Origin of the sequence: Marinibacterium profundimaris, from assembly GCF_002210095.1 — a bacterium.
GTDB lineage: Bacteria > Pseudomonadota > Alphaproteobacteria > Rhodobacterales > Rhodobacteraceae > Marinibacterium > Marinibacterium profundimaris.
Map to the genome: position 1 here is coordinate 56,941 of NZ_AQQR01000013.1, position 11,561 is coordinate 68,501.

Annotated in this window: 9 protein-coding genes; all 9 read left to right on the plus strand. The window is 66.0% G+C overall.

Annotated features, from left to right (window positions below; all coding sequences use genetic code 11):
• Positions 1-96 precede the first annotated feature (96 nt).
• Positions 97-1,482 (plus strand): siroheme synthase CysG, encoded by a 1,386-nt coding sequence (gene cysG, locus ATO3_RS21265; RefSeq protein ID WP_088651920.1) that lies wholly within the window; start codon positions 97-99, stop codon positions 1,480-1,482.
• Between the two features lie 100 nt (positions 1,483-1,582).
• Positions 1,583-2,422: a peptidyl-prolyl cis-trans isomerase gene (locus ATO3_RS21270; protein WP_088651921.1), complete on the plus strand. Its 840-nt coding sequence runs from the start codon at positions 1,583-1,585 to the stop codon at positions 2,420-2,422.
• Positions 2,419-3,426 carry a HupE/UreJ family protein gene (locus ATO3_RS21275; protein ID WP_088651922.1) on the plus strand — a complete coding sequence of 336 codons (1,008 nt, stop codon included), beginning with the start codon at positions 2,419-2,421 and terminating at the stop codon, positions 3,424-3,426. The genes ATO3_RS21270 and ATO3_RS21275 overlap by 4 nt, the downstream gene beginning before the upstream one ends.
• A gap of 424 nt (positions 3,427-3,850) precedes the next feature.
• Entirely contained in the window at positions 3,851-5,128 is a 1,278-nt protein-coding gene (gene urtA, locus ATO3_RS21280) for an urea ABC transporter substrate-binding protein (protein ID WP_088651923.1), read from the plus strand.
• 89 nt (positions 5,129-5,217) lie between these two features.
• Entirely contained in the window at positions 5,218-7,188 is a 1,971-nt protein-coding gene (gene urtB / locus ATO3_RS21285) for an urea ABC transporter permease subunit UrtB (RefSeq protein WP_088651924.1), read from the plus strand.
• Positions 7,189-7,333: 145 nt separating this feature from the next.
• The gene (gene urtC, locus ATO3_RS21290; protein WP_088651925.1) at positions 7,334-8,566 is read left to right on the plus strand and encodes an urea ABC transporter permease subunit UrtC; all 1,233 of its coding nucleotides are present in this window, start codon (positions 7,334-7,336) and stop codon (positions 8,564-8,566) included.
• Positions 8,563-9,309, plus strand: coding sequence for an urea ABC transporter ATP-binding protein UrtD (gene urtD, locus ATO3_RS21295; RefSeq protein WP_088651926.1), 747 nt, complete (start codon positions 8,563-8,565; stop codon positions 9,307-9,309). Before urtC ends, urtD begins: the two co-directional genes overlap by 4 nt.
• 15 nt (positions 9,310-9,324) lie before the next feature.
• Entirely contained in the window at positions 9,325-10,020 is a 696-nt protein-coding gene (gene urtE, locus ATO3_RS21300) for an urea ABC transporter ATP-binding subunit UrtE (RefSeq protein ID WP_088651927.1), read from the plus strand.
• A gap of 498 nt (positions 10,021-10,518) precedes the next feature.
• Positions 10,519-11,088, plus strand: a complete 570-nt coding sequence (locus tag ATO3_RS21305; RefSeq protein WP_158218033.1) for an outer membrane protein — start codon at positions 10,519-10,521, stop codon at positions 11,086-11,088.
• The last annotated feature ends 473 nt before the right edge of the window (positions 11,089-11,561 follow it).

Genomic DNA, 11,561 nt, shown 5'->3' on the forward strand with positions numbered 1-11,561 from the left:
TGGGCAAGGCTGCTCGACGGTGCGTGACACGGGTCACGTGCGGGTCGGCGGCCTTTTTCGCGTTTCGGCCCCGCTTTTCTGCTGACGGAGACAACCATGAAGAACTTCCCGATGTTCCTGCGGATGGACAACCGCCGCGTCGTGCTCTGCGGCGGCGGAGAAGAGGTGGCGCGCAAGGCGCGGCTGATCCTCAAGACAGAGGCGCGGATCACCATCCTGGCCCGTACGCTGGATGCCGAGCTGCGCGGGCTGGTCGCCTCGGGCCGGGCCGAGCATCAGGCGACGCTGGACGAACGGACCTTCGAGACCGCCGCGCTGGTCTTCATCGCCACCGGGGATGACGCGCTGGACGAACGGCTTGCCGGGCTGGCCCGCGCGGCGGGCGCGGTGGTCAACGTGATCGACCGGCCCGAGCTGTGCGACGCCTTCACGCCCTCGATCGTTGACCGCGACCCGGTGGTCGTGGCCATCGGCACCGAGGGCGCCGCGCCGGTGCTGGGCCGCGCCATCAAGACCGAGGTGGAAACGATGCTGTCGCCGCGCCTGGGCGGTTTCGTGGCGCTGGCCGGGCGGCTCCGGGCCGAGGTGGCAGAGCGCATCGCGCCCGCCGCGCGGCGCGGCTTCTGGGAATGGGCGTTCACGGGCGAGGCCTGGCGCGCGCATCTGGCGGGCCACGAGCGCGAGGCCGCGCGGCTGCTGAAGGACGCCGTGGCCGAAGGACAGGCGCCGGAAAGCCGAGGGCACATCGCTTTGGTCGGTGCCGGGCCGGGGGCGCGGGATCTGCTGACCCTGCGCGCGGTGCAGCGGCTGCAGGCGGCCGACGTGATCTTTTATGACCGTCTCGTTGATCCCGAAGTGCTGGAGCTGGCGCGCCGTGACGCGGACCGGGTCTATGTCGGCAAGGAGGTCGGGGCGAGCGCCTGGCCACAGGACCGGATCGACCGGCTGATCGTGGCCGAGGCCGCGCAGGGGCGCCGCGTGGTGCGTCTGAAATCGGGGGATCCGTCGGTCTTCGGCCGCGCCAGCGAAGAGATCGCCGCCGCCCGCGCCGCCGGGATCGAGGTCGAGATCGTGCCGGGCATCACCGCCGGCTCGGCCGCCGCCGCTGCGACATTGCAGCCCCTGACCGAACGGGGCGAGACCGACACTTTCGTCATCACCACGGGCACCTGCCGTCCCGGCGATGCCGACCCCGACCGCGCCCTGCTGGCGCGCCCGGGGACCTCGATCGCCTTCTACATGGCGGTCGAGAAGGCCGCGCAGGTGCAGGATGACCTGATGGCCGCCGGTGCCCCCGCCTGTTGCCCGGTGGATATCGTCGCCTCGGTGTCCACGGGGGCGCAGAGCCACGTCGCGACGACGCTTGGCGGGTTGTCCGAAAAGGTTCGCGAGGCCGGCATCACCAGCCCGGCGATCCTGATGGTGCGCTACCCGAAATCCATGGCCCGCGCCGCGGAGGACGGCGCGCGGCAGGTGGCGTGACGGTCTGAGCGGGGCGGGTGCGCGACGGACGGCACAAGCATGGTGACGCCGCCAGTGCCTTCGCGCTACGCTCGGGTATCGACCCTGTCGGAATGCTCTCATGTTGTTGCGTCGCCTGGCCCGTTCGCCCCTGCTTCATTTCTTCGCCCTGGGGGGCCTGATCTTCGCCGCCTATGCGGTGCTGGACGACGATCCGGCGCCGCCCCCCGCCGATGCCATCGTCCTGACCGTGGATGAGGCCGCGCGGCTGGCGGAGCGTTTCACCGCCACCTGGCAGCGTCCGCCCAGCGAAGAGGAACTCGCCGGCCTGCTGCGCGCCTGGGCACTGGAAGAGGTCTATGTCCGCGAGGCGCTCGCCCTGGGCCTCGACCGGGGAGACGGGGTGATCCGGCAGCGGCTTGCGACAAAGATGGGGTTCATCGCGGAATCCGGTGCCGCCGTGCTGGAACCGGACGACGCCACCCTGCGGGGCTGGCTGGACGCCAATGCGGACCGGTTCCGCCGCCCCATGCGGCTGGCCTTCGATCAGGTGCTGCTTGGCCCCGGAACCACGACGGAAGATGTCGCGCAGATCCGCGAGTCGCTCGCGGGCGGGGCCGATCCGGCCGAGGCCGGGCAGGCCAGCCTGCTGCCGCCCGCCCTGCCGCTGACGCCGTCCCCGGTGATCGACCGCAGCTTTGGCAGCGGCTTCTCCGACCGGCTGGCCGACTTTCCGCGCGGGACCTGGTCCGGCCCGGTCGAAAGCGCCTATGGGCCACATCTGGTCCGCGTCACAGCGGTGGAGCCCGCCTCGATGCCGCCGCTGGACGAGATCCGCGCGCAGGTCGAGGGGGAATGGCGGGCCGAACAGGCGCGCCAGATGCGCGAGAGTTTTGGCGAGGCCCTGCTGGAGCGCTACACCCTGCACCTGCCCGAACCGGCCGAGGTGCTGGGCCGATGATCCGCCTGCTTCGGTTCCTGGTTCTGCTGATCGGCCTGGGGGCGGGGCTTTGGCCCACGCTCGGTCAGGCCCATGCGCTGGATCCGGGCTACCTGCAGCTTTCGGCCATGGGCGAGGGGCGCTGGCGGGTGACCTGGCGGGTGCCGGATGTCTCGGGCCGGCCAATGCCGATCGCCGCGCGCCTGCCCGAAGGCTGCGCCGATACCGAACCGCCGCCGCCGGCCTTCGACGACCGAGCCTGGACGACGGGCTGGATCGCCCGATGCCCAGGTGGGCTGACCGGCGGCACGATCACGATCGAGGGGCTGGACCGCACCGGCACCGACACGCTGGTGCGCTACGAGCCCGAACCGGGCGACATCCGCACCCATCGGCTGACCGCGTCCGAGATCGCGTTCACCGTGCCCGCCCGCGCCGGCCGGGGCGAGGTGGCGGCCAGCTACGTGGCACTTGGCTTCACCCATATCCTCGAGGGCGCGGATCACCTGCTCTTCGTCTTCGCGCTGCTGCTGCTGATTTCCGACTGGCGGCGACTGTTCTGGGCGATCACCGCCTTTACCGTGGCGCACAGCCTGACGCTGGCGGCGGCGTCGCTGGGGATCCTGTCGGTGCCGCCGCCGCCGGTCGAGACGGTGATCGCCTTGTCGATCGTGTTCCTGGCCTACGAGCTGTCGCTTCCGCCCGGGGCGCGCGACCAGGTCGCGGTGCGTTTTCCCTGGGTCGTGTCCTTTGGCTTCGGCCTGATCCACGGGCTGGGCTTTGCCGGCGCCCTGCGCGAGATCGGCCTGCCGGAGGGCGATATCCCGCTGGCGCTTTTGTCCTTCAACATCGGGGTGGAGCTGGGCCAGATCGCCTTCGTGCTGGTGGTGATGGCCGGCGGCCTTGTCCTGCGCGCGCTTGTCCCCGCGCTGTGGCGCCATGGCGCGGCGCTCACCCGTGGGGCGAGCTATGCCATCGGCAGCGTCGCCGCCTTCTGGGTTCTGGATCGTCTTTCGGGCTTCTAAAGTTGGCAGGCAGGGGGCGGGCGGGCCGCGCGCCGGCGCGCGGCGCGGGAAAGGCAGATGATACGAATATCAGATGAAATTGTTTTCTTGATGCCCGGGTGAAAAAATTTCAATGAGCATTCCGCACATTACTTAGGCATATGCTGCAAGAACAGCCCAAAGAAGCGCCAATGCTGTCCCCCTGAGCCTCCCGCAGACGCTGTTGAATTGAGCGGAAGGCCGCTTAGCGGGTTTCGTTGGCCCGTCTCGATGCGGGCGGGGATGCCGCAAGCGACGGGGCGCGTGAACACGGAACGAACGCCAATCCGGGCCAGGCATCACGCAAGTGCAACGAACAGTTGCGGGGGACACTTGGAAACGCCGGCACCGCGCCACTTCTGGCGCGCCGGTCGTGCCACGCGCTCTGCCCCGCGCGGAGGAACATATGACACTTCTCAAAAAGACCCTTCTTGGCGCGGCTTTCGCCACGGCCGCCGTCCCGGCGATCGCCCAGGAAGACACCATCAAGGTCGGCGTGCTGCACTCGCTGTCCGGCACAATGGCCATTTCCGAGACGACGCTGAAGGACACCGTCCTGATGATGATCGACGAACAGAACGCCAAGGGCGGCCTGCTGGGCAAACAGCTGGAAGCCGTTGTCGTCGACCCGGCGTCGGACTGGCCGCTCTTCGCCGAGAAGGCGCGTGAACTGCTGACCGTGCAGGACGTCGACGTGATCTTCGGTTGCTGGACCTCCGTGTCGCGGAAATCGGTCCTGCCGGTGATCGAAGAGCTGAACGGCCTGCTGTTCTACCCGGTCCAGTACGAGGGCGAGGAATCGTCGAAGAACGTGTTCTACACCGGCGCCGCCCCCAACCAGCAGGCGATCCCGGCCACGGATTACTTCCTCGAAGAGCTGGGCGTCGAGAAATTCGCGCTGCTCGGCACCGACTACGTCTACCCGCGGACCACGAACAACATCCTCGAGAGCTATCTCAAGGACAAGGGCATCCCCGAGGAAGACATTTTTGTGAACTACACGCCCTTCGGTCATTCCGACTGGTCCAAGATCGTCTCGGACGTCGTGGCCCTTGGCGCGGACGGCAAGCAGGTCGGCGTGATCTCGACCATCAACGGCGACGCCAACATCGGCTTCTACAAGGAACTCGCGGCGGCCGGCGTCTCGGCGGACGATATCCCGGTCGTGGCCTTCTCGGTCGGTGAAGAAGAGCTTTCGGGCCTCGACACCACCAACCTCGTCGGTCACCTGGCGGCGTGGAACTACTTCCAGTCCGCGGAATCCGACCTGAACGACGAATTCGTCGCCAAGTGGAAGGACCGCATGGGCGAAGACCGCGTGACCAACGACCCGATGGAAGCCACCGTCATCGGCTTCAACCTCTGGACCCAGGCGGTCGAAGAGGCCGGCACCACCGATGTCGACGCCGTCTCCGAGGCGATTATCGGCATGGAAACCCCGAACCTGACCGGGGGCACCGCCACCATGCTGCCGAACCATCACCTGTCCAAGCCGGTCCTGATCGGCGAGATCACCGCGGACGGCCAGTTCGACATCATCAGCCAGACCGAGGAAGTGCCGGGCGACGCCTGGACCGACTACCTGCCGGAATCGGCCGTGTTGAAGTCCGACTGGGCCGAGCTGGGCTGTGGCATGTACAACACCGAGACCGAAAGCTGCGTGCAGCTGAAGTCCAACTACTGATCCGCGCCATCCACGCGCATGGCCGAGGCGATTGTTGTCGCCTCGGCCCCACTCACTTTCCGGCCCGAATTGTCAGGACGCTCCCCTTCATGCCCAGAAGTCTTTTCACAGCCCTGTTCCTGCTGTGCGCCGCCGTGTTCGGCACCCTGACAACGGCCGGGTCTGCCGGGGCCCAGACCCTGCAGGACCTTCTTCAGGAAAATCGCTCGGACATCGAACGACCCTCGCGCCAGACCATCGGGCCGGTCATCACCGAGATCGCGCGCTCGGGCCTGCCCGGGGTGCAGCAGTTCTTCGAGGCCTGGTCCGAGCGCGAGCTTTACCAGGACGAGGAAACCGGGCTGTTCCACCTGGTCGAGACCGATGACGGCGAGACCTATCGCCTGCTGGACCTGTCCACCGGCGAGGTCGTCGCGGAAAAGAACGAGGACGCGCTGGACCAGCTGCGCCCCAACGCGGGCGTGCGCGGGCTGATCGGGTCGGCGCTGGTGCGGTTCCAGCTGCTGGACCCGGATCCGGCGCGGCGGCTGGATGCGCTGACGGCGATCCAGAGGAGCGGGAACGAAAGCCACCTTGAACCGCTGCGCGGCTCCATCGACGAAGAGCCCGACCCGGAGATCCGCGCCCGCAAGATCGTGCTGGAGCGTTTGCTGACCGTGGCCTACGACCCCGACAGCGCCACGCGGGTGGCGGCGATCGGAGACCTGTCGACCTCGATTTCGCTCGAGACGCGCGGGGCGCTGAACCCGCTGCTGGCGACCCGGCCGATGCTGGCAACCGAGGTGCCCGAGGGCGCCAACGTGAAAGGCCCTCTGGAGCCGGGCACTGACGAGTTGGGCATCACCGAAGCCTACGAGATGATGATCGAGGCCGGTCTTGTGCGGCCCTTCCCGGATGCCGAGGCGCGCAAGGCCGCGCTGATCGCCAATGCCGAGGGCGGCGAGGTCGCCGGCGTGCCGATTTCTAGTCTCGACACGCAGGAGGCCCGCGACGCCGCCTATGTCAGGCTGGCCGCGCAGGCCGACGTGCCGTCCTGGGCCCCGGGCGAGACCCGCGAGACCGTGGTGCAGGAGGCCGAGTTCGTCTCTGTCTACCTGGAGCCCGATCCGGCGGTGACGGAGGCCGCCCAGGCGGCGCTGGCCTCGATCTCGACCCGGGTGGGGGCCAACCAGCTGCTTGACCTGTCGCTGGACGGGCTCTCGCTGGCCTCGATCTATTTCCTGGCGGCCATCGGCCTGGCGATCACCTTCGGCGTGATGCGGGTGATCAACATGGCCCATGGCGAATTCATCATGATGGGCGCCTATACCGGCTACGTCCTGCAGCAGGTGATCCCGAACAACACGGTGTCGATCCTCGTGGCGATCCCGACGGCTTTCGCCGTGACTTTCGCCGCCGGCGTGGCGATGGAGCGGCTGGTGATCCGGCACCTTTATTCCCGCCCGCTGGAGACGCTTCTGGCGACCTTCGGGATTTCCATCGCGCTGCAGCAGATCGCCAAGAACATCTTCGGCACGCAGGCCCGTCCGCTGACGGCGCCCGGCTGGCTGGACGGGGCCTGGGTGCTGAACGACGTGGTGGGCATCAGCTATATCCGCATCGCGATCTTCGTGCTGGCGCTGATCTTCCTGGTGCTGCTGCTGGTGATCCTGAACCGGACGCGGCTGGGCCTGGAAGTGCGGGCGGTGACACAGAACCCGCGCATGGCCTCGTCGATGGGGATCAACCCGGACCGGATCAACATGCTGACCTTCGGCCTCGGCTCGGGCATTGCCGGGATCGCCGGGGTGGCGATCGGGCTTTACGCGCAGGTCACATCCGAGATGGGGCAGGCCTATATCGTACAAAGCTTCATGACCGTTGTGGTCGGCGGGGTCGGCAACATCTGGGGCACCCTGCTGGGCGCGACGATGATCGGGTTCCTGCAGAAGGGGATCGAATGGTTCAACCCGTCCAACACGCTGGCGGCTCAGACCTACATGATCGTCTTCATCATCATCTTCATCCAGTTCCGGCCGCGCGGGATCATCGCGCTCAAGGGCCGGGCGGCGGAGGCATGAGCATGGGTGACAGAGTCCTAATCAAGGGGGCGCTGCCCCCGTCGCCCGGTGGGCGACTCCCCCGGAGGTATTTCGGCAAAGATGAAGCAGGGGCGGTGCGCCCGGAGGCCCGGCCTGTCGCGTCATGGCCTGAACGGAGGCTCACATGAGTACGAGACGCCCCTACGTCATGCGCAACCCGTCGGTCCTGATCTTCCTGGCGATCCTGGCGCTGTTCACCGTTTTCGTGACCATCGGGTCGGAGGCGATGGGATCCGGCTTCATCTCCACCTCTTTCGTCAAGACCCTGGGCAAGACCCTGTGCCTGGCGATGGCGGCGGTCGCGATGGACCTGGTCTGGGGCTACACCGGGATCCTCTCGCTGGGCCATTTCGCCTTCTTCGGGCTGGGCGGCTACATGATCGGCATGTGGCTGATGTATGCGCGGACCGAGGCGATCGTTGCCGGGTCGCTCGCGCAGGCCGAGCTGCCGCCGACACCGGCGGAGCTTTCGGATGCCATCGCCAGCCAGATCTTCGGCGTGGTGGGGGCCAGCGATTTTCCGGCCATCTGGCACTTCGCGGGCTCGCTGCCGATGCAGCTGCTGTTCGTGGTGCTGGTGCCGGGGCTTCTGGCGCTGGTCTTCGGCTGGCTGGCGTTCCGCAGCCGGGTGACGGGCGTGTATCTTTCGATCCTGACGCAGGCGATGACGCTGGCCCTGTCGCTGTACCTGTTCCAGAACGACAGCGGGCTGCGGGGCAATAACGGTCTGTCGGGGCTGCAGAACATTCCGGGCATCGAGGGCCGGGGGCAGGATGTCGTTTCGCTCTGGTTCTTCTGGGCTTCGGCGCTGGCACTGGCGCTGACCTACCTGCTGGGGGCCTTCGTTGTGTCGGGCAAGTTCGGCAACGTGATCCGGGGCATAAGGGACGACGAGGCGCGGGTGCGTTTCCTGGGCTACTCGGTCGAGGGCTACAAGCTGTTCGTCTTCACCCTGACGGCGGTGATTTGCGGGATTGCCGGGGCGCTCTATTACCCGCAGGCCGGGATCATCAACCCGGCCGAGGTGGCGCCGATCGCCTCGATCTATCTGGCGGTCTGGGTCGCCATCGGCGGGCGCGGGCGGCTGTACGGGGCGGTCATGGGCGCGGTTGTCGTCTCGCTGCTGTCGAGCTGGTTCACCGGCGGCGCGGCGCCGGCGATCAACCTTGGCTTTTACACCATCGAATGGACGGAATGGTGGTTGGTGCTGCTGGGGCTGGGCTTTGTCCTGGTCACCCTGCTGGCCCCCAAGGGGCTGGGCGGGCTTGTCGACCTGATCGTGAAGCCGAAGCATGACGACCGGCACGGCGCGGATTACGGTCCCGACAAGGGATCCAAGCGGGAGGTCGAGCAATGAGCGAGCGCACTCTGCTGGAAGTCTCGGGCGTTTCGGTCAGCTTTGACGGGTTCAAGGCGATCAATAACCTGAGCTTCCAGATCGGCAAGGCCGAGCTGCGGGCGATCATCGGGCCCAATGGCGCGGGCAAGACCACCTTCATGGATATCGTCACCGGCAAGACCAAGCCCGACGAGGGGCGCGTGCTGTGGGGCGACAAATCCGTCTCGCTGCTGTCGATGCGGGAAAGCGACATCGCCCAGGCCGGGGTGGGGCGCAAGTTTCAGCGGCCCACGGTGTTCGAGGACCAGTCCGTCGAGGACAATCTCGCCATGGCGCTGAAGAACGACCGCAAGCCCTGGGAGGTGCTGTTCTACAAGCGCACCGCGCGGGATACGGACCGGATCCGCGCCCTGGCCGAGGAGATCGGGCTGACCGATCAGCTGGGCCGCACCTCGGGAGAGCTGTCGCACGGACAGAAGCAATGGCTGGAGATCGGCATGCTGCTGGCGCAGGATCCGCAGCTGTTGCTGGTGGACGAACCCGCCGCCGGCATGGGCCCGGAAGAGCGCGATCACACGACCGAGATCCTCAAGGAGGCGGCGAAGACCCGGGCGGTTGTCGTCGTCGAGCATGACATGGATTTCGTCCGCAAACTCAATTGCAAGGTCACGGTGCTGCACGAAGGCTCGGTGCTGGCCGAGGGCAGCCTCGATCATGTGACTTCCAACCAGGAGGTGATCGATGTGTATCTCGGTCGCTGAAGGAGGCGCTGCGTGATGCTGGAGGTCAAGAACCTGACCCTTCACTACGGGCAAAGCCAGATCCTTTATGACGTGAGCCTGGAGGCCGCGGCGGGGCAGATCACCTGCCTGATGGGGACGAACGGGGTCGGCAAGACCTCTCTGCTGAAGGCCATCGCCGGGGTGCATCCGCGCTCGGGCGGGACCATCGCGCTGGATGGCGAGACGCTGGGCGTCGTGCCCAGCCACGTGCTGGCGCGCAAGGGGATCGCCTATGTGCCGCAGGGGCGCGAGGTCTTTCCGCTTATGACCGTGCGCGAGAACCTCGAAAGCGGCTTTGGCTGTCTGCCGAAGGACCAGCACATGGTGCCGGACCAGATCTACGAACTTTTCCCGGTGCTGAAGGAGATGCAGAACCGCCGCGGCGGCGACCTCTCCGGCGGTCAGCAGCAGCAGCTGGCGATCGGGCGCGCCCTGATCATCCAGCCGAAGCTCCTTCTGCTGGACGAGCCGACCGAAGGGATCCAGCCCAACATCATCCAGCAGATCGGCCGCGTCATCGAATATCTTCGCGATCAGGGCGACATGGCGATCTTGCTCGTGGAGCAGTATTTCGATTTTGCCTATGGGCTGGCCGAGCAGTTCTACGCGCTGCGGCGTGGGCAAGTAGTGCTCAGCGGGGCAAAGGAAATGGTCGGCCGCGACGCGATGCTGGAGGCCGTGTCGGTCTGATCACGGTCGCAAGTCTTCGCCGAATTCCGGATGAGCGGGTTGCCGCCGGTCCTGTCACATTCGCGGTGATGTCTTGACCATGCGATCCGTGATGCCGGCGAGGCGGAGTGGGGCAAGTGAGGGCAGGCGTGCAGGCCCGGGTCTGCGCACGGCAGGATTGACGCAGGCAAGCCTGGCAGAGAGCGCAATATCTTTTCTGCTCAGTGGGTTGCAGTTAGATCTCGCCCAGTGTGGTGCCGGTCGCATTCCCCTTCGTGACGCAACGGAAAAACTGCAAACACGGCAGCTGGCCGGGCGGGAATGTCGCCGGGGTCGGTTTCGGCCCTGTCCAAAGCTCTTCGGCGGCAAGAGGCGCCGGAGAGGCTGGCAAGTATCCGCCCAGCACCAATGATTCCATCATTCCGAGGGATGGAACCGAGGTATTAAGAACTAGTTAAAGCACGAATGGCTCGTCGGTTCCCGGCAAGTCGTGACACTTCAACATGCATGGGATTCATCATGAAGCGCATCCTACTTTGCTCTACCCTCCTGGCCGCAACCACCTCGACCGCGGCTCTCGCCGGGGAATGGACCGGCTGGTACGCCGGTGGACAGCTCGGCTATTCCTACGGTGAGTTCGACCTCGAAAGCGTGACCGACACCGACAACTTCGACACCAACGGAATCATTGGCGGTTTCATGGGTGGTTATCTGTACGACTACGGTGACTGGGTTGCCGGTGTCGAACTGCAGTATGACTTCTCGGACATCAGCTACGACGAACCGTCGGGCTCGGGCAGCTTCGACGGCATCGCCCGCGTCAAGGCGCGCGCCGGCCGTGACTTCGGCAATTCGCTCGGCTTCATCAGCGTCGGTCTGGCCTATACCAACTTCGACGGCGTCACCGGTGTGACCGACATCGATTTCGACGATCCGGGCGTGGTTGCCGGTGTCGGCTACGAATACCAGATCAACCAGAACTGGGTCGTCGGTGGCGAATACATGTGGCACCAGTTTCTCGATTTCGGGGCCGATGGCAACGACGTGACCTTCAACACGCTGCACGTGCGCGCCTCCTACCGCTTCTGAGGTGGTCCGCTTCCCTGGTGGCCAGGCCGGGTTGCAGATTGGGCCTGGTCTCGACCAGAAGTAGAGAAAAATTGTAAAATAAACGGTTTCGCCGCCGCCAGCCGTGGCGGAGCCGCTGAAAAAATTACAAACAGCAACAATTGTCCGCTCCACCATGACGCGAGCGAACTCCACCAGGGCGCGAACGAAACGTCTGGCGGGGCACAAAGATATGCTCAAATATTAGGCATAATCGATTTGCGAATCGCTTCAAAGTGACGCGAATCAGCCACATCCGCACCATGGAATCGCCCCTGCAGAGCCGCCGTCTTCGTGCGGGACTGGTCGTTCGAGGAGCGTATGTTACCGCTACGAAATGGGTACGGCATGACAAGTGCGGCCTTGCACGTTCTGCCACATGGCAGCATATTCATATGGTTTCCGGACTACCGGCAGGGATAGAAGTCGCGTAACAGGGATTCGCGTCCTGCTGG

What these genes read in the sequence shown, in the direction of transcription:
- cysG (WP_088651920.1), top strand. Translation starts at nt 97, where the DNA reads ATGAAGAACTTCCCGATGTTCCTGCGGATGGACAACCGCCGCGTCGTG.
- ATO3_RS21270 (WP_088651921.1), top strand. Translation starts at nt 1,583, where the DNA reads ATGTTGTTGCGTCGCCTGGCCCGTTCGCCCCTGCTTCATTTCTTCGCC.
- ATO3_RS21275 (WP_088651922.1), top strand. Translation starts at nt 2,419, where the DNA reads ATGATCCGCCTGCTTCGGTTCCTGGTTCTGCTGATCGGCCTGGGGGCG.
- urtA (WP_088651923.1), top strand. Translation starts at nt 3,851, where the DNA reads ATGACACTTCTCAAAAAGACCCTTCTTGGCGCGGCTTTCGCCACGGCC.
- urtB (WP_088651924.1), top strand. Translation starts at nt 5,218, where the DNA reads ATGCCCAGAAGTCTTTTCACAGCCCTGTTCCTGCTGTGCGCCGCCGTG.
- urtC (WP_088651925.1), top strand. Translation starts at nt 7,334, where the DNA reads ATGAGTACGAGACGCCCCTACGTCATGCGCAACCCGTCGGTCCTGATC.
- urtD (WP_088651926.1), top strand. Translation starts at nt 8,563, where the DNA reads ATGAGCGAGCGCACTCTGCTGGAAGTCTCGGGCGTTTCGGTCAGCTTT.
- urtE (WP_088651927.1), top strand. Translation starts at nt 9,325, where the DNA reads ATGCTGGAGGTCAAGAACCTGACCCTTCACTACGGGCAAAGCCAGATC.
- ATO3_RS21305 (WP_158218033.1), top strand. Translation starts at nt 10,519, where the DNA reads ATGAAGCGCATCCTACTTTGCTCTACCCTCCTGGCCGCAACCACCTCG.